General features: G+C 59.6%; 17 protein-coding genes. 10 read left to right on the forward strand and 7 right to left on the reverse strand.

Annotated features, from left to right (window positions below):
- Positions 1-11: 11 nt before the first annotated feature.
- Together SFUM_RS04275 and SFUM_RS04280 are read right to left on the reverse strand one after the other, a co-directional pair.
- On the reverse strand, positions 12-3,392 hold the full coding sequence (locus tag SFUM_RS04275; protein WP_011697694.1) for an FAD-dependent oxidoreductase: 3,381 nt from the start codon (positions 3,390-3,392) through the stop codon (positions 12-14).
- Between the two features lie 31 nt (positions 3,393-3,423).
- The gene (locus SFUM_RS04280) at positions 3,424-3,687 is read right to left on the reverse strand and encodes a hypothetical protein (RefSeq protein WP_011697695.1); all 264 of its coding nucleotides are present in this window, start codon (positions 3,685-3,687) and stop codon (positions 3,424-3,426) included.
- Between the two features lie 999 nt (positions 3,688-4,686).
- On the opposite strand from SFUM_RS04280, the gene SFUM_RS21390 reads away from it, so the two are divergent.
- Both SFUM_RS21390 and SFUM_RS04295 read left to right on the forward strand, forming a co-directional pair.
- Positions 4,687-6,216, forward strand: a complete 1,530-nt coding sequence (locus SFUM_RS21390; protein ID WP_167321314.1) for an ATP-binding protein — start codon at positions 4,687-4,689, stop codon at positions 6,214-6,216.
- Positions 6,209-7,552 (forward strand): sigma-54-dependent transcriptional regulator, encoded by a 1,344-nt coding sequence (locus SFUM_RS04295; protein WP_011697697.1) that lies wholly within the window; start codon positions 6,209-6,211, stop codon positions 7,550-7,552. The genes SFUM_RS21390 and SFUM_RS04295 overlap by 8 nt, the downstream gene beginning before the upstream one ends.
- Positions 7,553-7,694: 142 nt before the next feature.
- On the opposite strand, the gene SFUM_RS21395 is transcribed toward SFUM_RS04295, so the two are convergent.
- Entirely contained in the window at positions 7,695-9,254 is a 1,560-nt protein-coding gene (locus SFUM_RS21395; protein WP_049766285.1) for a hybrid sensor histidine kinase/response regulator, read from the reverse strand.
- A gap of 115 nt (positions 9,255-9,369) precedes the next feature.
- Complete coding sequence (locus tag SFUM_RS04310; RefSeq protein ID WP_011697699.1) at positions 9,370-10,368, reverse strand: zinc-dependent alcohol dehydrogenase family protein; 999 nt, start codon at positions 10,366-10,368, stop codon at positions 9,370-9,372.
- A 97-nt stretch (positions 10,369-10,465) separates the two neighbouring features.
- Between SFUM_RS04310 and SFUM_RS04315 the strand changes: the two genes are divergently transcribed.
- The 3 genes from SFUM_RS04315 to SFUM_RS04325 are packed head-to-tail and all read left to right on the forward strand — an operon-like array spanning position 10,466 to position 14,828.
- Complete coding sequence (locus SFUM_RS04315; protein ID WP_011697700.1) at positions 10,466-14,236, forward strand: translocation/assembly module TamB domain-containing protein; 3,771 nt, start codon at positions 10,466-10,468, stop codon at positions 14,234-14,236.
- Between the two features lie 18 nt (positions 14,237-14,254).
- The gene (locus SFUM_RS04320; RefSeq protein ID WP_011697701.1) at positions 14,255-14,464 is read left to right on the forward strand and encodes a hypothetical protein; all 210 of its coding nucleotides are present in this window, start codon (positions 14,255-14,257) and stop codon (positions 14,462-14,464) included.
- Between the two features lie 19 nt (positions 14,465-14,483).
- Positions 14,484-14,828: a hypothetical protein gene (locus tag SFUM_RS04325; protein ID WP_011697702.1), complete on the forward strand. Its 345-nt coding sequence runs from the start codon at positions 14,484-14,486 to the stop codon at positions 14,826-14,828.
- Between the two features lie 56 nt (positions 14,829-14,884).
- On the opposite strand, the gene SFUM_RS04330 is transcribed toward SFUM_RS04325, so the two are convergent.
- Positions 14,885-17,875, reverse strand: a complete 2,991-nt coding sequence (locus SFUM_RS04330) for a proline dehydrogenase family protein (RefSeq protein WP_011697703.1) — start codon at positions 17,873-17,875, stop codon at positions 14,885-14,887.
- 456 nt (positions 17,876-18,331) lie between these two features.
- On the opposite strand from SFUM_RS04330, the gene SFUM_RS04335 reads away from it, so the two are divergent.
- From SFUM_RS04335 to SFUM_RS04355, 5 genes are all read left to right on the forward strand, one after another.
- Positions 18,332-19,453 (forward strand): branched-chain amino acid ABC transporter substrate-binding protein, encoded by a 1,122-nt coding sequence (locus SFUM_RS04335; protein WP_011697704.1) that lies wholly within the window; start codon positions 18,332-18,334, stop codon positions 19,451-19,453.
- 90 nt (positions 19,454-19,543) lie between these two features.
- On the forward strand, positions 19,544-20,449 hold the full coding sequence (locus SFUM_RS04340; RefSeq protein ID WP_011697705.1) for a branched-chain amino acid ABC transporter permease: 906 nt from the start codon (positions 19,544-19,546) through the stop codon (positions 20,447-20,449).
- The gene (locus SFUM_RS04345) at positions 20,446-21,402 is read left to right on the forward strand and encodes a branched-chain amino acid ABC transporter permease (RefSeq protein ID WP_011697706.1); all 957 of its coding nucleotides are present in this window, start codon (positions 20,446-20,448) and stop codon (positions 21,400-21,402) included. The genes SFUM_RS04340 and SFUM_RS04345 overlap by 4 nt, the downstream gene beginning before the upstream one ends.
- Positions 21,399-22,166: an ABC transporter ATP-binding protein gene (locus tag SFUM_RS04350; RefSeq protein ID WP_011697707.1), complete on the forward strand. Its 768-nt coding sequence runs from the start codon at positions 21,399-21,401 to the stop codon at positions 22,164-22,166. Before SFUM_RS04345 ends, SFUM_RS04350 begins: the two co-directional genes overlap by 4 nt.
- Before the next feature lies 1 nt (position 22,167).
- On the forward strand, positions 22,168-22,887 hold the full coding sequence (locus SFUM_RS04355) for an ABC transporter ATP-binding protein (protein ID WP_011697708.1): 720 nt from the start codon (positions 22,168-22,170) through the stop codon (positions 22,885-22,887).
- Positions 22,888-22,908: 21 nt separating this feature from the next.
- On the opposite strand, the gene SFUM_RS04360 is transcribed toward SFUM_RS04355, so the two are convergent.
- Positions 22,909-23,664, reverse strand: coding sequence for an RNA 2'-phosphotransferase (locus tag SFUM_RS04360; RefSeq protein WP_041439819.1), 756 nt, complete (start codon positions 23,662-23,664; stop codon positions 22,909-22,911).
- 135 nt (positions 23,665-23,799) lie between these two features.
- Entirely contained in the window at positions 23,800-24,303 is a 504-nt protein-coding gene (locus tag SFUM_RS04365; RefSeq protein ID WP_011697710.1) for a DUF3842 family protein, read from the reverse strand.
- Positions 24,304-24,324 lie beyond the last annotated feature (21 nt).

Raw genomic sequence — 24,324 nt, forward strand, 5'->3', positions numbered from 1 at the left:
GTCATCGGGGTTCATACGGCGCTGTCGAGCAACCCTTCGATTTCCGCGAACAGCTGCTTGGCCGAAAAGTGCCTGACCCGGGCGGCCCCGCTCGGGCAAAAACCGGCACAGCTTCCGCAACCTTTACACAATGCCTCGTTCACCACGGAAACCCCCCGACGTTCGTCGAATTCGATGGCCGAGTACGGGCAGAGCTTGATGCAACCCTGGCAACCCGCGCAGATGTCCGGGTCGATAAAGGACACGGTGGGCGAAATCTGGACTTTGCCCCGCGTGCTGAGAGCAAGTGCCTGGGCCGCCGCCCCCGAGGCGTGAGACACGGTGTCTGGAATATCTTTCGGCCCCTGGCAGGCTCCCGCCAGAAAGACCCCGTCCGTGGGCGTGGTCATCGGTCCCAGCTTGGGATGCTCTTCCAGGAAGAAACCGTCCCCGCCCTGGTTGATTCCGAAGACGCGGGCCACTTCCGGGGCTTCCGCCCGCGCTTCCATCGCGGAGCACAAGATGACCATATCAACGGGAACCCGCAGCATGCGCCCGCTGAGAGTATCTTCGGCAACGATCACCAGTTTGCCCTGTTCGAGAGGCGATTCGGCTTGATCGGTTATCTCGGCCGGCCTGCCGCGAATGAAGGTGACCTTCTCTTCCTGGAGCCGCCGATAGAACTCTTCGTAACCCTTCCCGAAGCAACGCATGTCGATATAGAAATTGTAGACCCTGGTGTCGTGTCCGGCCTTTTCCTTGATGAGATGACCGTACTTGAGGGCGTACATGCAACAAACCCTGGAGCAATATTCGTGATGATTCACATCCCGGCTGCCCACGCAGTGGATGATTCCCACGCTTTCGGGCTTGCCGCCGTTTTTCATCAGGATTTGCCCTCCGGTCGGCCCCACCGCGTTGTTGAGCCGTTCGAACTCCAGCCCGGTATAGACCTCATCGAAGCGCCCATAGCCGTATTGTTTGAGCGGGGAGGGATCCATCACGTCGAAACCGGTGGCAACGATGATCGAACCCACCTTGAGATCGATAATCTCTTCGACCGCCCCATGGTCTATCGCGCTTCGCTCGCAGGCGCGCACGCACTCCATGCATTCCGAACAGACCCCGCAGTTGAGGCACCGTTCGGTCTCGCGGGCGATGTCGCCGTCCGCCAGACCGATAGCGGCTTCTTCAAAATCGAGACGGCTTTGCTCGAAACTCCTGTGGTGCAAGGAAGCCCTGGGTACCTGCGGGGTCCCCTCGGGAATTTCCCGCCAATCACCGCCGTCGGCTCCCGTCTTCTCCGGTTCGATCCCCGCAAGACCTTCGATCCCCTCGGTCACATACCGGTGCATGGCTTCGGCGGCACGGCGACCCGCCGCAACCGCCTCGATGACCGTCGCGGGGCCGACAACGGCGTCGCCGCCGGCAAACACATCCGGTATGGAGGTCTGCATGGAACTGCGATCGACCACGATGGTGCCGCGACGGCTGAGATTCAAATCGCCCGCGCCACAGGTTTCCGCTTCGGGTTCCTGCCCGATTGCGGAGATTACGGCATCGCAGGGGATGACGAATTCGGAGCCCTTTACCGGCACCGGACGTCTTCTGCCGCTCTGATCGGGTTCTCCCAGTTCGGTCCGGATCACCTCGAACCCGGTCACCTTGTTTGCCTCGCCGCGGATGCCCACCGGAGCCGTGAGGTAGTTGATCTTGACTCCTTCCTCGAGAGCGGCATCGATCTCTTCGGCATAAGCCGGCATCTCCTCCCTGGTGCGCCGGTATACGATGGTCACCTCCTCGCATCCGAGGCGCAGGGCAACCCGGCTCGCATCGATGGCCACGTTGCCCCCGCCGACGATCACGATCCGGCGACCCGGCAGCGACTTTTCGCCGAGGTTGACCTCTCTCAGGAACTCCAGGGCATCGACGACTCCCTGATACGAGTCCTCCCCCGGTACGTTGAGCTTCAAGCTCCGGTGCGCCCCGATCCCCAGGAAAATAACCCGGTAGCCATCGTTCCGAAGATCGTCGAGGGAGAAATCACGCCCCAGCTTTTTCCCCGTTTCCGCTTTGACGCCGAGGCGAAGAAGGTAGCCGATCTCCTTGTCCAGAACGTCCTGGGGCAGCCTGTAATCCGGGATGCCGACCCGAAGCATGCCTCCCAGCAAGGGGAGAGCTTCGAATATCGTCACCTGGTAGCCCTTCAGACGGAGAAAATAGGCCGCACTGAGACCCGCCGGTCCGGAACCGATCACCGCCGCCTTCTCGGGCCGTTCCTCGATATGGGGAAGGGGCAGATCCTCGAGATTCACCTGATCCGCGGCGTATCGTTTCAAATCCCTGATGGCAAGCGGGGTATCGACTGCGGCTCGACGGCACATGGATTCGCAGGGGTGTGGACACACCCGGCCCAGCACTCCCGGGAGCGGCAGCCGCTCCATGATCAATTGCACCGCTTCCCGGTATTTCCCTTTGCCGATGAGTTGGATGTACCCCTGCACATTGATCCCGGCGGGGCAGGCGATTCGGCACGGAGCCTGCTCCTTTTTGTCGATGACGAAGGTGATCGGCACGGCCTGTGGGAAATTGCGGTAAACCGCCTTGCGCAGGCTCAACGCCTCGTCGAAGGCATTGGGTACCGATACCGGGCAGGCCTCGGCGCACAACCCGCAACCCGTGCACCGTTCCTCGATGACGTACCGCGGCTTGCGCCGCACCTTGACCGAATAGTTCCCCACGAAGCCGCTCACCTCCACGACTTCACTGTAGGAGAACAGCTTGATTTTCGGGCTTTGACTCACCGCCACCGTCTTGGGCGTGGAAATGCATGCCGCGCAATCGAGGGTCGGGAAGGTCTTGTCGAATTGCACCATGTGCCCCCCGATGGACGGTTCCTTCTCCACGAGGTACACTTGACGGTCCGCCTTGGCAATATCGAGCGAGGCCTGGATGCCCGCAATTCCCGCACCGATGACGAGGACGTCGGGATGAACGCTCACCTCCCGCGCCCACAGCTTTTCATGATGGTTGACCCGGTTGACTGCGGCGGCGGCGAGAGTCTTGGCTTTTTCGGTCGCCTTTGCGGGGTCTTCGGTCACCCAGGAACAGTGCTCGCGGATACATGCCATCTGAAAATAATACGGGTTCAGCTTGGCACGCTCGCAGGCGGACTGAAAGGTCTTTTCGTGGAGTCGGGGCGAGCACGATGCCACCACCACGCGGTTGAGGTTGAGCTCCCGGATGTCCTTCTGGATCATTTCCTGACCGGGATCCGAACACATGAACTTGTAGCTTCTCGCGACCACAACATTCTTGAGTGTCCGGACGAAAGCGGCAACCTCGTCGACGGCCACTTTGCCGGCGATATTCGTTCCGCAATGGCAAACGTAAAAGCCGATTCTTCTCTGCATCTTTAGTCCTTTTCTCGAAGCGCAGGCGGCCTCATTCGTCCGTTTCCTTCCGCCCGTTGTATTGAGGCCACGCTTCCCGCATGGCCCTGTCGAACGAACACGCGAGGCAGTTGTAGGCGCCGTCGCACAACTTGAAGTTCACCACCCCCGCTTTCATCCATACGCATAGCTTCTCACCGTCCAAGGGAAAATCCTGCGAACGGCCGCTTTTCGGTCTGGGGATGCGCTTCTTGCTCATCTCGGCTCTGACAATTCCGGTTCCATGGTGTTTTCGCGCAACAAATCCTCGTTGCATTGCACCGGTCGCTCCTGCTGGGGGCCATCTTCTTCCGGAGGCTCCGATCAGCCGGAGCGCCGGGAGCGGACAGCACTTACATGAATGTCGAGATTCACCGATCCTTGGCTGAGACTGAACACCGGAAGATGATCGCGGCAGCGTCGGGTTCTCTCGTTGACTTATGCTTCAGCACCCAGACCATAAGCAAACTGCGTGCCATGACTGGCCAAGCCCGCCCGTCATGGCCCTGAGGCAGGGCACGGAACTGCAATGTGTACGATTTCTAGACAACAAACGGCCGGAGAATCGCGTCCGCGATCCGTCTCGATGACTTTCGCCAAACCGGCTTCCCGCTCTCCCCGCGGCTGTGAGGGGTAAAGCGTCGAAATGGGCGCGCAGAGACGGTCCCACGGGTGCAGTGTAGATTTTTTATCGAGGGTGTTGAATTTTTATACAAATCAGGAGTGCCTGCCGCTCTGTCGGGTGCAGGCAGGCAGGACGGGACAGAAAGTGGAATCTCGATAAAATGATGAATCATTGCTGTGGATTCCTTATGTTTATGATGGACAATTGGAACGGGGCTCGTATGATAGCCAAGTCGATTGCGTTCGAGAGATGCGCTCGACCGAAACGGGAAAATTCTTCGGTGCGCGGATTGCCTCGAACATCCGACAACTGGTATCGAAAACCGAGTTGAGCATTTCCGACGCTGCGGCCGAATTGAAATCCTCCTTCGTCGATTCTCCCCGTACCATGTTCCGGAGCGCGTATCGGTGCGATTCGTTGCGGCTTTCCGCCCTCCGATGGCCCGCGCCTGTGTCCTTGCGTCAGTCGAACGGCGGCACCGCGTCTTTTTCCACGCGGCCGCAGCGGATATCATGATGGTACGCCATTGAGCGAACCGGCGCCGGAACCGGTGCGTGTTCCGGAAAAGACGAGTCGGCAGGCAGGATCACCCGGGTGGGAATGTGCGCCGTTGTTTGAATGGAGATCTTCGGAAGGATGGCCGGGAACGGGATGAATCGTAGCATCAGGATGGCGGTGATCGGCGGAGGCAAGAAATGCAGGGCCCTGCTCGAAATGCTGGGTGCCGGCGTCTTCCCGTCTTTCAACGCCGAAGTCGTGGCTGTCGCGGACCCCGACGGCGACGCAGCCGGCATTGGACTGGCTAAGGAAAAAGGTATCTTCACCACCGCGGATTTTCGTGACCTCCGCAAGATACCCGACCTCGACCTGGTCGTTTGCCTCACCGGCGGCGAGGCTCCGCTGGAAGCTCTTCTGAAAAGACGCCGCCCAAGCGAACGACTCCTTCATGCCGTGATTTCACGGCTGTTTGAGGATATTCTTCGGGTTCGCCAGCAATACCTGTTGAACGAGCTTCAGCTCGACATCACCGAAGGCATCATCGAGAGCCTGTTCCTGAGCATGCGGGACCACGTCCTGCTGCTTCGCCCCGATTTCAGGATTCTCGATGTGAACGAGGCGTTCTGTCGTGCCTGCGGCACCGACAAGGACAGTCTGGTGGGGAAGGTGTGTCACGAAGTCATTCACGGATCCGGCGAGCGATGCGGGGGAGAGGGCTTCGTGTGCCCGCTGAAAATCTCCCTGCAAACGGGAACCGTGGCTCACGCCGTTCACGAACACGTGGACGGGTCGGGGAAACAGAGAGTTTGCGAAGTCACGACGGTTCCGCTCAGAAAGGTGCATGGGAAGGTGGAGCTTGTCCTGGAGATCGTCCGGGACATTACGGAGGATCTCGAGAAGCGGGTGGAGGAAAAGACCCGGGCGCTCAAACGGGACCTGGCCCGGCTGGTTCACGAAGACAAGATGATTTCGCTGGGGAAACTGGTTGCCGGAGTGGTCCACGAAATCAACAACCCCCTGTCGGGCATCAACGCTCTCGCGCGACTCGTCCACCAGGAACTGGAGAGTTGCGACCTGGATGAGGGGAGGAAGGAAAAGTTTCTTTACTATCTTCACCTCATCGACACGGAATCCTCCCGGTGCAGCGACATCGTCAAAGACCTCCTTTCCTTTTCGCGTTTGCGGGAAGTGGAACGGAAGCTCTTCCAGTTGAACGACCTGGTGCACAAGGCGGTGCTCCTGAGCCGGCACAGGGGCGGCAATCAGGCCGTCCATTTCCAGCTTGAGCTGGCCGAGACCCTGCCGGAGATGATCGGGGACCCCGGGCAGCTTTTGCAGTGCCTGTTGAATCTCATTTTCAACGCCGTCGAGGCCATGCCCGACGGAGGAACGGTCAAGGTGGGCACGAGATTCGATTCGGCCACGAACGAGATTCGCCTGGAGGTAACGGATCAGGGCATCGGTATTCCCGCTGATTTGACGTCGAAGGTCTTCGAGCCGTTTTTTTCCACCAAGAACCGGGATAAGGGCGTCGGACTCGGCCTGTCCGTCGTCTACGGCATCGTCAAGGAGCACGGGGGAACGATTTACGTGAGGAGTGAACTGCAAAAGGGAACCAGCTTTATCGTTCGGTTGCCTTTGCAATCCGGGAAAATCTGGAGGAACAACCGGGAAAATGGCTGATCCGATCAGGGTCTTGATTGTCGATGATGAACTGATTGTCCGCGAATCGCTTGCCGGCTGGCTGGGAAAGGCCGGGTATGCGGTGGATGCCGCACCGGGGGGCAGGATCGCCGTCGAGATGATCGGCGCAAAACAATACGATCTGATTTTCCTGGATGTCCGGATGTCCGATCTCGACGGCATGGAAGTTCTCAAACGGGTAAAGCTTCATTACCCGGAAACCCTCGTCGTCATGATGACCGCCTACGGAACCGTTCAGAATGCCGTGGATGCCATGAAAGCCGGCGCCGACGACTACCTCATCAAACCGTTCGAACCGGAATACCTTCCGCTGCTCGTCGAGAAGCTGTTGAAGCAGAAGAGGCTCCTGGACGAGAACATCGCGTTGCGGGATCAAGCGGACGTAAGGGCTCACTTTCACGGCCTGATCGGTGCATCCGAGTGCATGAGAAGGCTCTTTGCCTTCATCGACCAGGTTGCGGAGGTCGATTCCCCGGTCTTGCTGCAGGGAGAGACGGGAACGGGAAAGGAACTGGTGGCGAAAGCCATTCATGCCAAGAGCAAGCGCCGGTTTGGACCTTTTGTGCCGATCAATTGCGGAGCGTTTGCCGAGACGCTTCTCGAGAGCGAGCTGTTCGGACACGAAGTCGGTTCGTTTACCGGCGCGACTCGAGCTCAGAAGGGCCGGCTTGAAATGGCGAAGGGCGGAACGCTCTTTCTCGATGAGGTCGGAGAGATTCCGCCCAAGATGCAGGTGGATCTTCTTCGGGTTCTCCAGGAGAAACGCTTCCAGCGTGTCGGCGGAAGCCGTGACGTGTTCGTCGATTTTCGCCTGATCTGCGCGACCCATCGGGATCTGACCCGGGAAGTCTCAAAGGGCAACTTCAGGCAGGACTTCTATTTCCGCCTCAAGGTGATCGAGATCGAAGTGCCGGCCCTGCGCGACCGCAGGCAGGATATCCCTCTGCTGGCCAGGCATTTTCTCGATCGATTTCGCCGGGAAACAAACAAGCGGGTGACCGGCATCACCGAAGACGCCATGATGCTCCTGCAGTCATACGACTGGCCGGGGAATGTGCGTGAACTGGAAAATACCCTGGAACGTGCCGTCGTGCTTTCCAATGGGGCGGTCCTGAACAAGGCCGACTTCGGCTTTCTGTTCAGAACGCCCCAGCAGGATGTCCCGCTTTCCCTGGAAGAAATGGAAAAGGTGCACATCGAGCGGGTTCTTAAGTTGTGCCGCTGGAACATCTCCAAGGCGGCAAAGGTCCTGGAGGTGAACAGGGCCACCCTGCACAACAAGATCAGAAAATTCGGCCTGAGATCGCCGGAGTAACCGGACCGGCCGTCACCTCAAGTGCCGCTGCTTCCCGACGGCATGCCGGCAGGGGAATGGACCCGAATGCGATGCGGACGGCTCAGGGATCGGCCGCCGATCCGTCGGGCGTCCGTCCGTGTGTGCGCCTGCCTGCGCCGGCTCACGATCCCAGAGGAAGCTTGATGGTGAAAACGGTGCCTTTGCCCGGTTCCGATTCCACGCTGACGGCACCGTGATGCCGGTCAATGATTCCATAGGTGGTGGAGAGTCCCAGGCCCAGCCCTTTTCCCTGTTTCTTTGTGGTGAAGAACGGATCGAAGATGTAGATCAGGTCTTCTTTTGCAATGCCGCAACCGGTATCCCTCACGCGTATTTCGACGATTTTCTGCGCGGGGATGAGCGCGCTTTCGAGGGTGAGGACACCGCCGGTCTCCATGGCATCCATGGCGTTAAAGATGAGGTTGATCAGGCACTGCTCCAACTGATTGAAATCCCCTGGAATCACGGGATTCTCAGGGGACAGGACCGTGTCGATCCGAATATTTTGAAGACTCAGCTTGTGCTCGCAGAGCGTTATGCTTTTGGCGATGAGCTCGTTGACCTTCACCGGCGCCGACTCCAAGGTAGACTGCCGGGAAAACGAGAGCAGGTTGGAGACGATTTTCGAACAGCGACTCAACTCGCTCTCCATCAGTGACAAATACCCTTGGAACTTGGTCACGGATTCGCTCGCCAACATGCCTTTGCCGAGCATTTTCGTCATGAGCCTGGCGTAGTTGAGGATTCCGGCCAGCGGGTTGTTGATTTCGTGAACCACACTCGCCGCAAGCCTGCCCAGGGAGATCATTTTGTCCTGTTGGAGCAGGCGGGCCTGATCGGCGGCCTCCTGCATGAGCTTCCGGATTTCCCGCTGGTCTCTGAAAAAAACCACCAGCCCCGTTTCCTCTTCTTTCTGAAACATCGCCGCTGCCGAAAGCTGGCAGGGGACCTTGCCGCCCGACTTGTCCACAAGAATGGATTCAAACAGGAACAGTCTTCTCTTCCCGCCGTATTCCTCGGATTTCAGTTTCTGCTCGAATTTCTCCGCCTCACCGGGTGAAAAGAACTGGCTGAGGTACATTTTCCCGATGACGTTCCCGCGTTCGTAACCGAGGATTTGCTCCATGCTCCTGTTGAAGATCACCGTCTTGCCGTCACTGTCAAAGGCTGCAATCCCGTCTATGGAGCTCTCGATAAGCGACTTTTGCATATCGAACGTCTTTGCCAGTTCCTCTGCGGTTTGCATCCATCGTTCTTCAATCAGCGCGGTGTAATCCCCGAGCTCCTTGCGCGTGGCGATGCGGTCCTTGGCGCGCTTCACGGCCACCGTCAGAGCATCGTTGGCGATGGGCTTGGTGATGAAGTCCGAGGCATCCAGATGCAGGGCCTGTATCGCAAGCTCGATCTCACTGAGCACGGTCATGACGATCACTTCCACATCGGGGCGGCCGGTCTTGATCCTTCGCAGGATCTCGAAACCGTCGATGCCGGGGTGACGGATATCCGTGATGACGATATCGGGCGATTGCCGTTCGCACAATTCCATGCCGGCGTCGCCGTCCCCCGCCGTGAGGACTTCGTGTCCGGAGTCTTGGAGAACGCCGCCGATCGTCTCGCGAATCTCGGGGTCATCGTCGATGAGAACCACTTTCCAACTCTTGCCCGTCATTTTCTCCTCCACTGCCGGCCTCCTCCAGGAGTACCCGATCGGTTCGAGGCGCCTCGCCAGCCCGTCGGGACCGCCGAGCCGGCTGGTTTCCGTGGTCCCGGCCTGATCAGATCCACATCGATGGAAATCAGAATACCAGCACCCCCGAGCCCTCAATCCGGTCATTCTTGAGCTTGAGCAGCGCTTCGTTGGCTTCCTGCACGGCAAACGTTTGCACCTGCGGGCGAATGGGTATGGACGCGGCGATCCTGAGCAGCTCCATGCCGTCTTCCCGCGTATTGGCCGTGACGCTGTGAACGTTTTTTTCGTAGAAAAGGTGCTTCTCGTAATTCATCCCGGGAATGTCGGTCATATAGATCCCGGCAAGGGCCAGCGTACCGCCCTTGCGCAAACGGCTCAGCGCCACGGGCACGAGGTTTCCCGCGGGGGCGAAGATGATGGCGCTGTCCGCCGGGGCGGGCAGCCGTTCCGCGTCGGATCCGGCCCATTTGGCCCCGAGCTCCAGTGCCAGCCGCCGATGTCTCTCGCCGCGGGTGACGGCATACACCGTGCAACCCCAGTGGACGGCGATCTGAATGACGATGTGCGCCGACGAACCGAATCCGTACAGGGCCAGGGTGTCGCCGGCTTTGCACTGGCTGCGCCTCAGGCTCCGGTAACCGATAATGCCGGCGCACAGCAGCGGTGCGGCTTCCGCGTCGCTGAAGACGGGCGCAATGGGATAGGCGAAATCTTCCGGGACCACGGCATATTCGGCGTACCCGCCAGGGGCATGATAGCCGGTGAATCTGGCGTTTTCACACAGATTCTCCTGCCCGGAGCGGCAGAAGACGCATGTTCCACAGGTCTGTCTCAACCATGCCGCCCCGATTCTGTCATCGATCTTGAACCGCCGACAGCCGGTTCCGATGGAATCCACCAGGCCGACGATCTGGTGGCCCGGAATGACGGGACGCCCGAGGGAAGGCAATTCCCCCTCCACCACGTGCAGGTCGGTCCTGCATATGCCGCACGCTTTCACCCTGATGCGCACTTCCCCGGGGCCGGGCAGTGGATCATCCACCTCCAGCCATTCGAGGGGCTTCGTTTCCATCGGGGCACACGCCTTCAGAACCATTGCTCTCATGGTCGACTCCCGAACGGGAAACACCATTGCCGGTTGATTTGTTTTTCTAATTTTTCCATAATGCACCGATGCTGAAAATGCAAATGGAGACAACGTCGTGAACAAGACGACCCATACCAGGGAAGGATCTCGCGAGCGGAACGTCCCTTTGCGCCTTCTCATAGGGGCCGTGTTGCTCTGCCTGGTCGTTCCGCTGCTCCTCATTCTCGGCCTTCACCTTCCCGTTGTCCAGAAGATGGTGATCGATCGGCTGGTGAGCGAAGTCGAAGGAGAGACCGGCTACAGTGTCCGGATCGGATCCTACCGGTGGTGGCCGTTCTCGAAGCTCGAGCTGGTCGATCTCACGGTGAAAGCGGCGGACAGGAATCTGCTCGAATGCCGGCACGCCGAGATCAGCTACGGAATTGCATTGGAATGGCCGCCCGTCCGGCCCCGGGAAATCGTTCTTGAAAAGCCCGCGCTTCACCTTGAAAGCCGTGGAAAGGGAGAGTTCCGGATTCCTGCCCTGAATGGGGGCAGGGCGGCCGATGGTTCCCCGGAGAAAGGCCTCGGCCTTCTTCCCGTGGTGCTTCCGAAGGTGCGCGTCATCGGGGGAGCTGTCGATGCCAGCCAGGATGGTCGACAGGTCCTGGCCATTCGTGAGGTGACGGGGACTTTGTTGTTGCGAGAGATTCGCGATCCCGATGGGGTGAGGATCAAGGTCGATTTCGGACAATGGCAGGGACGCGCCGATTTGCCCGCCTGGGGCGATTGGGAACTGACCGGGAATGCCGAAATCTCGGATGGAGCGGTGCATTCCGGGGGGATTCGATTTTCCCTGCGGGAGAAGGGCTCGGTGGAATGCCGGGGCGACTGGGAGCTCCGTCCTCCCTACCAAGGCGCCGCGACGGTGTTGTTGAACGGTTTTCCCGTCGACTCTTTTGTGAGCGGGCACGGTGGGCTTCCCCGCCTCAAGGAGGTCTCCGGCCGCCTCGTCCTGGACCACAAGACGGAAGCCTTTGTCCTCGATCACGAGATCAACACGAATCTGGGCGATTTTGCGGGCAAGCTCGAATTTCTCCAGCTGCCGGGAACTGGAACGCCATCGATCAAATGGCTCCTCGAGTATTCCGACCTGAATCTCCCGGGCGGCGAGCAGTTTCCTGAAACCCATCTGTTCGGGGCGCTCGAACTGGATGTGACGGGGTCCGACTGGGAGGGGCTGACGGGCGGTTTCAGGCATCGCATCAACCCTTCCAAGTTCGGCGAGCACGTCATAGTGTCCGGCGAAATCACGGCCGCTTTCGATCGCGGCAAGCTGTCGGTGACCGGGAATTCGATCAAGAGTACCCTGGCCGATTTCGGCTTCTCCGCAACGTTCGATTATCGCGGTGCGTGGGACGCCCGTCATAGCGGCGGTATCAAGGCGGAGTTGCGGATCGACCAGGCCAGGCTCGACCGGGTTTTCACCAAGTTCCGGCAGAAGACGGGAGGAGCCCTTCGTTTCGACGGCCGATACGGCGCGGGCGATCTCGGGAAATGGCAAAAGTGGGAAGGAAAGCTCGAAGGGGATGTGAACATCCCGGACACGGCCTCGCTTAAGGCCTCGGGCAAATATGGCAACGAGAAACTGAACCTTGATTATGAAACCGAAATAATGGATCTGCAGAAGCTCTCCCTTCTCATTCCCGGCTGGAACGCCAAAGGCAGGCTGACCTCCAAAGGGAACCTGAAAGGACAATACCCTGATTTTTCCTGGGAAGGCACGATCCAGTCGCCCTTGCTGCAATATGGTTCCGTCCGGGCCGAGCAGGTCGCAGTGAAAGGAAAGGGAAACATCCTGGGCAGGGAAGGCCGGCGCGAGGTTTCGGTCAAAGGCGTCAATGTCGTCCTGGACGGAAAGAAAGCGCGCTCGCTGAGCCTTGACTTGCAGCAGCAGGACGATGCGTGCCGGTTTGAATTCAAGAGCGAGGGAGTGCTCGGCCAGTTGTCCGCCACATTGAAGGGGCGCCTGGAGAAAATCTGGACCGACCCGCGCACGCTTGTCGTCGATCGGGGGGAGTTCAAGTGGAGGGAGCAGAGCGGCACGGTGGACGGCAGAATCGATCTCGGCGCGGAGCACTTCAAGATCCATTCGCTGAACGTTCAGCAGGGCAGGCAGAAGATACGGGTCAGCGGCGAGGCATCCAGGGAATCGAAGTGCGATTTGCGACTTGTCGCGGAAGGCATCAATGCCGGGCAATGGGCTTCCGTTCTCGGAGTGACCGAGCTGACCGGAGGCACCGTCGCCGGGCAGGTTTCGTTGAGCGGCCGCTCCGAACAGCCCGAAGCCAGGGTTGACGTGCAGCTGGTCAACGGCATGTTCCGAAACCGGGAATCCATCGACCGGGTCCGCCTGCAGGGGACTTTGGCCAGGGACGTTTTCAGTTTTGAGAGCGAGATCGGACTGCCCGGTTCGGCGACCCCGTTGAGCTTGAAAGGCCAAGTGCCGGTGACGGTCGGCATCGTGCCGATGCAGTTCGAGGTTCGTCGATCCGCAGAGATGGCGCTCTCCCTTAAGGTCGTCGCATTGAACGCCGAGCGGCTTTTGCCCTACCTGTCGGCGCTGGAGGGTCTCGGGGGCCGAATCGAGGGTGAAATCCTTTGCGGGGGCAGCATCGATCAGCCGCTTCTCAAAGGTTCGGGGGCTTGGCGCGATGGTCGGGTCACCGTGAAGGCATGGCCGAATCCGGTGGACGACATCCAGGTGGAGTGGCATGCCGACGGCAGGCAGATTCAAATCGACAGAGCCGGCATGAAGGTGCTGGGGGGACACGTGGAGCTTACGGGCAGACTGGATTATCCGTCTTTTCAGACCGCGAAGCTTTCGGCCTCCGGACGCGACCTGAGGGTGTCCAAGGTCTATGGAATCGAGGGAAAAATCTCGGGAAAGGCCGATCTCTCTCGAACTCCGCAAGGAATCGAACTGAGCGGCAACCTGCTCCTTTCCGACGCCGAGATGAACCTTGGCCGGCTGGAATCCGACCTTGCCAGGAGCATCACCGTGGTTGAGGGAGATGCGGAAAGCGATTTTGTCGAGATCGGGAGTAGTGATAAAACGCATGACCGTTATTATAGTAGTTTGAAAACCGACGTCGTGCTGGATTTGCCTGCTTCCGGGATGGCGGTCCGAGGGAAAGGCCTGAACGCTCAAATAGTGGGCTCCCTGAAAATAGAAAAATCCGTCAACGGTCCGGTAAGGCTGGTCGGCGGGCTTCAGACCACCAGGGGGACGTACACTTTCCAGGACAAGGAATTGAAAATCGTGCAGGGAGAGGTCGTTTTCCTGGGAACTCCCAAGCCCGATCCGGCGTTGCGCATCCTCTGCGAAAAGCAGGTCAAGGACGTAATCGTCCAGGTGCACGTGACGGGACCGATCAGCCAACCCAAGCTGGTGCTCGCCAGTATTCCGACAATGAACCGGGTGGACATACTCTCCTACCTGCTGTTCGACCATCCCGCGGGTGATCTGAGCTCCGGGCAAAAGTTCCAATTACGGGACCGAGCGGCATCGTGGCTGGGCTCGGGAGCGTCCGCCGCTTTGAAAAAGGCGTTCGGGGAGAGCCGTTTTGCCCCGGACACTCTGCGATACCGGAGCTCAACCGGCAAGAATGAGCTGAGCGGTTCCTCCGCCTCTTCGAGCGGGAAGGGGGAGGGAGGGGTAGTCGAAATCGGCAAGCAGATCACTCCCGATCTATACGTGAACTACGGCAGGGGAGTTCTTGGAGAAGACGGCAATCAGGTTCAAATCGAGTATCGTTTCAATCGTCATCTGTCCGTGCAGACTGAGATCGGCGGCACCCGGCAAAGCGGTGTGGATTTCTTCTGGCGGCACGATTTTGGAAAATAAACCGGAAGGAGGTATCCGATGAAAATGCAGGAAGTCCGCGCAATGGCGAAGAGCAAGGGAGTCAAGTCATTCGGGAAAACCAAGGCGCAGCTCATTCGCGATATACAGCTCAAGGAAGGCAACTTCGACTGTTACGGCACCGCGGTTGACTATTGCGACCAGACAGAGTGTTGTTTCCGTTCGTCATGCCTGGAAGATTCGAAGCCGACGGGAAAGTCCAAGGGTTGACATCCAAAAGGACTGCCACATGGAATTGATCCCTGATTTTCAGGAATCGAGCGTTCTGCTCAGGATCCAGAACAGCAGCAAGCCCCACCAGATCATCGATCTGGTCGCCAACACTGAAGAGGGGTATTTCGAGACGCGAGGGCTCAAAGAGCTTTTCGGCTCCCAGGAAATCCGGATTCTGTACCAGGAGTTCCTGTTGATCCCCGAGTACGCGAGGGTGATCTCCTTCTTGCTGGAGACCATGTCCGCGGCGCAGGATCTCAATCTCCCGTATTCGTACCAGGACCTCTTCGAATACGAGGGTGAAAGATACAGCATTGTCGAAGACGGCGGCTATCGGCTTCTTAAGAAACTGGAGGAATAGCGCGGGGATTCCCCGACCGGCGGATGGGCGGTCGTGAGCGACCCGATGCGATCGCGCTATTCATCCGCGGGTGCGAAGCCGCGCCGCAGGGTGTTTTCGACGACGTTGCGAGGCACCATAAACTGAAGGAGATAATCCGGCCCCCCTGCTTTCGAGCCGATGCCCGAAAGCTTGAACCCTCCGAACGGATGCCTTTCCACGACGGCTCCCGTGCAGCCGCGGTTGATGTAGAGGTTGCCGGTGCGGAACTCGCGCCTGGCCAGGTCGATGTTGGCCGGGCTCCTGGAGAACACCCCGCCGGTCAGGGCGTATTCGGTGTCGTTGGCGATTTCAATCGCCCGGGCAAAATCCTTGACCTTGAAGACCACCAGGACCGGACCGAAAATCTCTTCCCGGGCCAGGCGATGATCCGGCGGGAGGTCCGCGAGGATCGTGAGCGGCACGAAAAAGCCCTCGTTTCCCGGAACGGTCCGCTCCACGAGTACCGTGCCGTCCTTGCGCCCGAGCTCGATGTATTCCATGATTCGTTTCCGCGCGCCGGCTTCGATCACGGCCCCCATCAGATTCTTCGGGTCTTCGGGAGGGCCCAGGTGAATGCTTTCGGCGGCGGCCTTCAGCCGTTCGACCAGCTTGTCGTAAATCTCCTCGAGGACGATCAGGCGCGAGCAAGCGGAGCATTTCTGCCCCTGGTAGCCGAACGCCGAGTGAACGATCTGCGCAAGCGCTTCATCCAGATCGGCATCGGCATCCACGACGATCGCGTTCTTTCCCCCCATTTCGGCGACAACGGTCTTGACGTGGCCGGCACGCTCCGCATCCCGGTTGGCCTGGGCGATGATGTCGAGTCCAACCTTCTTGCTGCCGGTGAACGCGATCACCGCTACGTCCGGATGATGAACGAGGTAGTCGCCGATCTGGGCGCCGGGTCCCGGAAGAAAGCTCAGGACACCTTTGGGCAGCCCCGCCTCTTCGAAGACGTTCATCACCATCGAACCGACCACGGGAGACTGGGAGGCGGGCTTGTAGACCACGGTGTTCCCGGTGACCAGCGCGGCGGAGGTCATTCCGGTCGATATGGCCATCGGGAAATTCCAGGGGGCGATCACTGCGGCAACCCCTCTCGGCTCGTAGAACAGGTGGCTGATCTCCCCGGGGGCGTGTCCCATCCTCTTCGGACGGCTCAATCGGATCATTTCCCTGCCGTAATACTCCAGGAAATCTATGGCCTCGCAGACGTCCGCATCGGCCTCGCTCCACGCCTTTCCCACCTCGTACACCTGCAGCGCGGCCAGGTCGTATCGTATCCTCCGGGCAGCCGCCGCCGCTTTGAACAAATACTCGGCGCGCTCCCCGGGGGGCGTGTCGCGCCACGCCGCAAAAGCGGCTTTGGCCGCCTCCACCGCCGCATCCGCTTCCAGCGGTCCGGCACCGGCCACATCACCGACCATCTCTTCCGCGCGGTTCGGGTTTACCGATCGAAGGCGCACGGGGGTGTCGAATCTTGAGCCTCCGATGGTCAACGGCACCTTGATGGGAAAGGTTGCGCGGACCCGATCCAGTGCGTCCCGAAAGCCGGCCCGGTGCTCGGGAATCGTCCAATCGAAGCAGGGTTCATTGCAGAAGGGGCCTTTGTCGCCGTATTCCGGTGCATCGCGGGCGGGAACGGGGCCCGCCGTCCGCTCCTCCGCAAGAACGTCCATCGGATTGCGGAGCAGCAGTTCACGGGATACGCCCTGGAAGAAGCTCTTCCTCAGAAACGACTCGTTCGCTGTGTTCTCCAGCAGCCTGCGAACGAGATAAGACATGCCCTGAATCATGTCCCCGACCGGAGTGTAGAGCCGGACCGGCAGTCCGGCCTTGCGCAGGGCGTTGCGCACCGGCTCCCCCATGCCGTAGAGCACCTGGTATTCCAGGCGACCGGCGGGAACGGACAAGTCCCTGGCGCGTTCCATCACGTAGGAGATGGAACGCATGTTGTGAGAGGCGCAGGCCAGCGACACCCACTGGTGATTCTCCATGATGAGGTCGGCCAGTTTTTCGAAATTGGCATCGGTCTCCGGCTTGGAAGTGAACACGGGAACGGGCCACTCGCTCTGGCGCGCCCAGATGACCTCCGAATCCCAGTAAGCCCCTTTCACCAGGCGTATCGTGAAATGTCGGCCGGTCGCCTTCGCCCATCCGAGGATTTCCTCCAGGTCCCGCTCGCTGTCCTTGAGATAGGCCTGGATGACGATGCCCACGTGTGGATAGTCCCGGAATTCATCCTCTTCCATCAAGCTGCGGAAAAGCGCCAGGGTAAGGTCTTTGAGCGCATGCCGTTCCATGTCCAGATTGACGAAGGACCCGGTGGCCAGGGCCTTCCGCAGGATCGGCCGCAGCTTTTCCTTCGATCGGGCGACGGAATCTTCGAACGAGCGGGCGCTCATCTGAGAATACATCGCCGAGGCTTTGATGGAGACGTTCACCTTGGGCGCGTGTCCCCAGTCCGCCTGCTGGGCCCCCCCGCCGATTGCCGGCCATTTCCGTTGCGCCTCGTCGAGGATGTCGAACAGCTCCAGGTAGCGGCTCACGTATTCCTCGGCTTCCTTCTCGGAAACGACGGCTTCACCGAGCAGGTCGATCGTGAAGGCCATGCCCTGGCCGCGAAGCCTTTCGAGATTCGGAAGGGCTTCGGAAGGATTCGAGCCGACGATGAACTGTCTTGCCATGTTGTGGAGGTTGTGCGTGATGCTTCTGGCGATCACCTTGGCAGTGAGCGACCCGGGGGAAACGGCTCTCAGCCCCCACTGGAGGACCGCGGGGAAGTTCACGCCGGGCCTGGAAAAGTACTCTTGCACGTGCCGTGCCACGGATTCGGGACGGGTAAGATAGGGAAAAACATCCACGAACCGGAACATCTCGACCTTGAAGGCCTCATTCTGCATGCACCATTCCAGCATCTTGCCGGTCCAGAATTCCTTCCGGAAGACCGATGGAGACTCCCCTTCGATCAATTCGTAGAGCCACAATCCCGTTTGCTGCACGCGTCTTTCAAGGTCAGAATCCATGTCGGCTCCTTCGTGCGAGGCTCAATGCACGGATACTCCCGAAGGCCGTGAGGCCGGATGGAACAATCGGGCGGTGTTGATCCTCGCCCTTTCATTTGTCCCATAATCGCATTATAATACGCGACGTTCGATTTGTGAAACGAAGGGGGACCACCGGCAGCATCACAAGCGCTTCCATTCCTCTCGCGAAGGCCCTTCGGCAATGTCGGAAAGGAACGCCTTTCATCAATCCTGCAAGAGCGGGCATCGAGCGTTTCGAAGCTTCGGGGCCTGCACAGGGGGGATGTTTGGAACGCACTGCCAGGGGGGGCCTCCGCACCTCGGTTCCAGCCACCCTTGACGTTGACATCGAGCCGGCCGCCTGTTATTTTTTCGCACGCTTCCCGAGGCGAAAAACCGGATTCGGCAAGACTTGTCCTTGATTCCATGCTTTCACACTTCAATGAGGAGGACGTCATGAAGAGGATTTCTTTCGTCGTTCTGGCATTGTTCATCATGTTGGGCAGCGCACACGCCGCGGAAACGGTCAAGATCGGACTCATGGCTCCGATGACCGGTTCCTGGGCCAGCGAAGGTGCCGAAATGAAGCAGGTCTGCGATCTGCTGGCCGAACAGGTGAACGCCAAGGGGGGTGTGGCGGGGAAGAAGATCGAAGTGATCACCGAGGACGACGGAGGCGTTCCGCAGACGGCCGCTCTCGCCGCGCAGAGATTGGCCGCCCTGAAGGTGACGGTGGTGATCGGCACCTACGGCTCCGCCGTGACGGAAGCCAGCCAGAATATTTTCGACGAACAGAAAATCATCCAGATCGCCAACGGTTCCACCGCAATCCGGTTGACGGAAAAGGGCCTCAAGTATTTCCTGCGGACTTGCCCCCGTGACGACGAACAGGCCAAGGTTGCAGCTCAAACCATCCGGAAGCTGGGCGTAAAGAAACTCGCGATCCTCCACGACAACAGCACATATGCCAAGGGCCTCGCCGACGAGACGAAAGGTCTGCTCGCCGCGGACAAGGGCGTTGAAATCGTGTTCTTCGACGCACTCACCCCCAAGGAGCAGGACTACACCACCGTGCTCACGAAGATGAAATCCTTCCAGCCCGAAATGGTCTTCTTCACAGGGTATTACGGCGAGGCGGGACTCCTGCTCAAGCAGGCCAAGCAGATGAATTGGAAGGTGACCTTCATGGGCGGCGATGCCACGAACAATCCCGACCTGGTGAAGAGCGCCGGGAAGGACGCTTCGGCCGGGTTTTACTTTCTGAGCGCGCCTCTGCCCAAGGATTTGCCCTCCGAAGATGCCAAGGCGTTCCTGGCCACGTTCACGAAAAAATACGGCAACCCCCCGAATTCCATCTATGCGGTGCTCGCCGGTGACGGTTTGCGGGTGGCGCTGGAGGCGATCGCCAAGACCAATTCGACGGACACCGAAAAGGTGGCGGATTATCTCCACAAGAACCTGAAGGACTTTCCGGGCCTGACCGGTAAGATCTCCTTCAACGACAAAGGTGACCGCGTCGGCGAAGTGTATCGTGTCTACAAAGTCAATGAAGAGGGGCTCTTCATACTCCAACCCTAGGTCCGGGTCCATTCCGTTGCAGCGCACGAAGGGCTTTTTCCATCGTGTGCTGCAGCTTTCTTCATTCACCTCTTTTGAAAACAACGGCGAATGGAACAGTTCTTCCAGCAGTTGACAAACGGTTTGGCTGTCGGGTCAATCTACGCCCTCATTGCACTTGGCTACACCATGGTCTACGGCGTGCTGAAACTGATCAATTTCGCCCACAGCGATTTGTTCACACTCGGCGCCTATCTCGGCCTCACCCTCCTGTCGTCCCTGCTCCTGGTCGACCGGCTCGGTCCTCTGGGCGGGGCCCTGGTGCTGGCCGCAATGGTGATGGGGCTGGTGGCCGTCGCGGGCGCGCTGCTGGACCGGGTGGCCTATCGCCCCCTGCGGGAATCCCCGCGGCTTTCGGCAGTGGTTTCCGCCCTGGGCGCCTCCATTTTTCTCCAGAACACGATCATGCTCATCTACGGGGCCAGGTACAGGGTTTATCCTCCGGATATTCTGCCCAAGGCGTCCATTCACATGCTGGGCGTCGATATCCCGCTGGTGCGCATCCTCATCCTGGGGGCGTCGGTCATCATGATGGCCGGCCTCTTTGTCTTCATTCAAAAAACCCGGATCGGAACCGCCATACGGGCGGCCGCCATAGACCAGGGCGCGGCCCGCCTGATGGGAATTGACGTCAATCGCGTGATCCTCCTGGTCTTCATGGTCGGACCGGCCCTGGGAGGCGCAGCGGGCTTGATGGTGGGCCTGTACTACGGGCAGATCAATTTCACCATGGGCTGGGGATACGGACTCAAGGCCTTTACGGCGGCGATCCTCGGAGGCATTGGAAACATCCCCGGGGCCATGGTCGGGGGAATCCTCCTCGGTCTCATCGAATCGATGAGCGCCGCCTACCTGTCTTTCGCCTGGAAGGACGCAATAGCGTTCTGCGTTTTGATTCTAATCCTTATCGTGAGGCCCACGGGTCTTTTGGGCGAGCGCGTCGCTGAAAAGGTATGATCAGGCAACTCAAGTCGATCGGCATACCGGCGGTCCTGTTTGCATGTCTGCCGCTGTTTTTGAACGCCTACTGGATTGATGTGCTCAACAGCGTGGGCATCTACGCCATCCTCGGGCTGAGCCTGAACCTCATTGTCGGCCACACCGGGCTTTTCAACCTCGGTCACGCGGCATTCTACGCGGTGGGAGCCTATACGGCCGCCATCCTCAACACCAAGTTCCAGGTTCCGGTGCTGTTGCTTATTCCCGTGTGCGGTTTCGCGGCGGGGCTCTTCGCCCTGGTCGTTTCCAAACCGATCATTCATCTGCGCGGGGACTATCTGTGCATCGTGACCATCGGTGTGGGGGAAATCGTGCGCATCGCGCTTATCAATGACGTCTTCGGCATCACCGGGGGCTCGAACGGCATTTTCGGGATATCCAGGCCGTCCCTGTTCGGGTTCGTAATCCGCACGCCCCTGGAGTTTTTCTACCTCATCTGGGCGTTTGCCGCGATCACCGTGCTGCTCTTTCACCTCCTGGAACGCTCCCGCTTCGGGCGCGCGTTGAACTACTTGCGCGAAGACGAGGTCGCCGCCGAGGGCAGCGGCATCAACACCGCTCACTACAAGCTGGCCTCGTTCGTGATCGGGGCCGCCTGGGCCGGTATGACGGGCAATCTCTTCGCCGCAAAAATGACTATTATCTCGCCGGATTCCTTTACATTCTGGGAATCCGTCGTGATGTTCGCCATCGTCATCCTGGGCGGCTCCGGAAGCATCCCGGGAGTGTTGGTCGGAGCCTTTCTGATCGTCGGGCTGCCGGAGGTCTTCAGGGAGTTCGCGAACGCGCGGATGCTGGTTTTCGGGGCGGCAATGATGGTGATGATGGTGTTTCGGACCCAGGGGCTTCTGCCGGCACGACCGCGCCCATACGCCATTCCCGCGTTGCCCGAAGGGGAGGGCGGGGAATGAGCCTCCTGAGTCTGCAGCGGCTCACGAAGAACTTCGGGGGCCTCACCGCCGTCAGCAGCCTCTCTTTTGATGTCCAACCCGGGTCAATCGTCGGTCTGATCGGTCCCAACGGGGCGGGCAAGACGACCGTTTTCAACCTGATTACGGGAATTTACCTTCCCGATCAGGGCGAAATCATGTTTCGCCAAAGCTCCATCCTGGGAATGCGTACCCACAAAATCGTGTCCCTGGGCATTGCAAGAACGTTCCAGACCATCCGGCTGTTTCAGAACCTGTCGGTGCTCGAAAACGTTCTTGCCGGCTGCCACTGCCAGATGCGTTCGGGCGTGTTGTCGTCGATGTTCCATACGCGCAGGCAGCGCCTGGAGGAACGGGAGGCGCTCACCAGGTCGGTGAGGGCCCTGGACTTCGTGGGGCTGCGTGCCCAGGCCGGGCAACTTGCCCGGAACCTCTCCTACGGAAATCAACGCCTTCTGGAGCTCGCCCGCGCCCTGGCCACCGGCCCTCAGCTGCTGATCCTCGATGAGCCGGCAGGGGGGATGAACGAGCAGGAGACACGCCGGCTCGTTGCCCTGATTTCGAAGTTGAGAGACACGGGCATCACGGTTCTTCTCATCGAACATGACATGACCCTGGTCATGAGGGTATGCGAGAAGATCGTGGTCCTCGAATACGGGTCGAAAATCGCGGAAGGATCGCCCGAGGCGGTGAAAAACGATCCCAAGGTCATTGAAGCCTACCTCGGAACCGAAAAAGAGTGGTGAAATGGCGTTTCTGGAACTGGCAGACCTGCGCGTGAAATACGGGAACATCGAAGTGATCCACGGAATCAATGTCCGGGTCGAGGAAGGAGACATCATCGCCATCCTCGGCGCCAACGGCGCCGGGAAATCGACCACTCTGCTCACCATCAGCGGCCTGGTGAAACCGTCCGGAGGATCGATTTCTTTCCGGGACGCTCCCATCCATCGGTTTCCGGCTCACACCATCGTGAAGCTCGGAATCGCCCAGGTCCCCGAGGGGCGAAGGGTATTCGGCACGCTGACAGTGCGCGAGAACCTCAACCTGGGCTCCTTCGTCAGCAAGGACAAGCAGGCGATCTCAAAGACCCTGGCCTGGATCTACGAGCTGTTTCCGATCCTTTCGGAGCGCCGCGAACAACTTGCCGGCACTCTGAGCGGCGGGGAGCAGCAGATGCTGGCCATCGGGCGCGCACTCATGAGCCGCCCGAAGATCCTTTTGCTGGATGAACCGAGCCTCGGTCTTGCGCCGTTGCTGGTCATGACCATTTTGCAGACCCTGCGCGAAATCAACCGTTCGGGCGTCACCATCGTCCTGGTGGAACAGAACGCACGGGCGGCCCTCAAGCTCGCCCACCGCGGATACGTGCTCGAGCTGGGAAACGTGGTGATAGAAGACGACTCCGCCGCGCTGATCGCCAATGCGGAAGTCCAGGCCGCTTATCTCGGAGGCGGAATCGCCTGATCGGGCGGCTTCCCGCCCGCCTCAAACACTGCGCTTGTGTCGATCTTTCCTCGCCTTTCTCTTCCAGTCGGCGCCCCCGCGGCCCTTCGTCTTCTTGCCGCCCTCCGTGGTCGCGCCGATGTCGCCCGGCTGAACAAGAAAGGAGCCCGGAGCGGTCGGAACGGCGGGAGATCGCATCCCGTGCTCCCCCCGCCGGCCTTTTGAGGCGGTTCTCTCCGGCAACGCCCGCAGCAGCGGAAACACCAGATGGTCCGCGGCAACGCATTCCACAAGGTAGACTGTCGCGCCCGCCTTGCGAAACAGGGTGCCCGCCGCGCGCGCTTCTTCAGCCTTGATTTCAATGACGATGGGTTCCGCTTCGCGCCGCTTTGCAATCCGCACCGCCTGCTCCCGTTCCGTGCACAACAGCACGTACGGGCGTCCCGACGCTTGCAGCCCGCGGAGACGAATCACCTCCAGGTGCGCGCGGCGACAGGCATAAAACAATCTCCCGGGCAGGAATTCGCTGACGGGGTATTCGGGTGGCGCCGCAGGGCCGATCAGGCGGAGCCGGTTGTTTTCCAGGCTGAAGGGAAGTTCCAGCCCCTGGAGTGCGATCTCCCGGACATGCGACTCGCGAACGAACCGCAATGCCTCGTCTTCCTGCAACGCCCAGTAGAATTCCTTCCACGGCATGGTGCCGTCGGGGTTCCAGTACAAACCGAATTCTCCGGGTGAGTGCCGGCCGATGTATGAAAGCATCCTGGCCAGCGTCTTGAGGGGCATTCCCGAACCCACGCGATGGCTCTCCCGTAAAAGTCCAAAAAACGGTCGGACATGGTCACCGCTGTTCAGTATACCAAAACGAAAGGCACACGACACGCAATCTCGGGGAAGCGGAAGCACAGGCGAGCAATGACTGTCGATTTTGTCTCAATGGGGCTTCCGGTTCTTGTCCGCGGCATCAACCAGCGGTGCGAGATGAAGCTTCACCAGGCCCTCGACCATGTGAGGCAGCGGCTCGGGGAATGTGCTCACAACCGTCACTGATTCCTGCGATATCGGGAGGATCAGCTTCCGGGCTTCCGCCGTGCCCACGGCCTCGGCGATGGAAGGCGTCACCTCTCCGAGAAATGCATGGGCGACGAGAATCGATATTGAACCCACAATGATGTCCACCTGTCCGGCACAACGGGTTATGGCGGCTTCGCCGGCCGCGCCCCGATTCGCTCCGGCTTTCATCATCCGGTCGGTAGCGATGGCATTGGTACCAAGAGCCCATATCTCGATCCTTTCCCCGAGCGTATGCCTGATCTTTGTGACAACAGTCGCTCCGATCGTGCCGCTTTCACCGTCGATCACGGCTATCTTCATCAAGAACCGTCCCCCCAGGTCATCCCGATGTTTCTCCTGTCCCATGTCGAAGGCCGCGCGCATGCCCGGCTCCATGCAGATTCA

It is taken from the genome of Syntrophobacter fumaroxidans MPOB, from assembly GCF_000014965.1.
GTDB lineage: Bacteria > Desulfobacterota > Syntrophobacteria > Syntrophobacterales > Syntrophobacteraceae > Syntrophobacter > Syntrophobacter fumaroxidans.

Excerpts from the sequence above, each read along its gene's own strand:
- SFUM_RS04275 (WP_011697694.1), bottom strand. The coding sequence starts at position 3,392 with ATGCAGAGAAGAATCGGCTTTTACGTTTGCCATTGCGGAACGAATATC.
- SFUM_RS04280 (WP_011697695.1), bottom strand. The coding sequence starts at position 3,687 with ATGCAACGAGGATTTGTTGCGCGAAAACACCATGGAACCGGAATTGTC.
- SFUM_RS21390 (WP_167321314.1), top strand. The coding sequence starts at position 4,687 with ATGAATCGTAGCATCAGGATGGCGGTGATCGGCGGAGGCAAGAAATGC.
- SFUM_RS04295 (WP_011697697.1), top strand. The coding sequence starts at position 6,209 with ATGGCTGATCCGATCAGGGTCTTGATTGTCGATGATGAACTGATTGTC.
- SFUM_RS04310 (WP_011697699.1), bottom strand. The coding sequence starts at position 10,368 with ATGAGAGCAATGGTTCTGAAGGCGTGTGCCCCGATGGAAACGAAGCCC.
- SFUM_RS04320 (WP_011697701.1), top strand. The coding sequence starts at position 14,255 with ATGAAAATGCAGGAAGTCCGCGCAATGGCGAAGAGCAAGGGAGTCAAG.
- SFUM_RS04325 (WP_011697702.1), top strand. The coding sequence starts at position 14,484 with ATGGAATTGATCCCTGATTTTCAGGAATCGAGCGTTCTGCTCAGGATC.
- SFUM_RS04330 (WP_011697703.1), bottom strand. The coding sequence starts at position 17,875 with ATGGATTCTGACCTTGAAAGACGCGTGCAGCAAACGGGATTGTGGCTC.
- SFUM_RS04335 (WP_011697704.1), top strand. The coding sequence starts at position 18,332 with ATGAAGAGGATTTCTTTCGTCGTTCTGGCATTGTTCATCATGTTGGGC.
- SFUM_RS04340 (WP_011697705.1), top strand. The coding sequence starts at position 19,544 with ATGGAACAGTTCTTCCAGCAGTTGACAAACGGTTTGGCTGTCGGGTCA.
- SFUM_RS04345 (WP_011697706.1), top strand. The coding sequence starts at position 20,446 with ATGATCAGGCAACTCAAGTCGATCGGCATACCGGCGGTCCTGTTTGCA.
- SFUM_RS04350 (WP_011697707.1), top strand. The coding sequence starts at position 21,399 with ATGAGCCTCCTGAGTCTGCAGCGGCTCACGAAGAACTTCGGGGGCCTC.
- SFUM_RS04355 (WP_011697708.1), top strand. The coding sequence starts at position 22,168 with ATGGCGTTTCTGGAACTGGCAGACCTGCGCGTGAAATACGGGAACATC.
- SFUM_RS04365 (WP_011697710.1), bottom strand. The coding sequence starts at position 24,303 with ATGCGCGCGGCCTTCGACATGGGACAGGAGAAACATCGGGATGACCTG.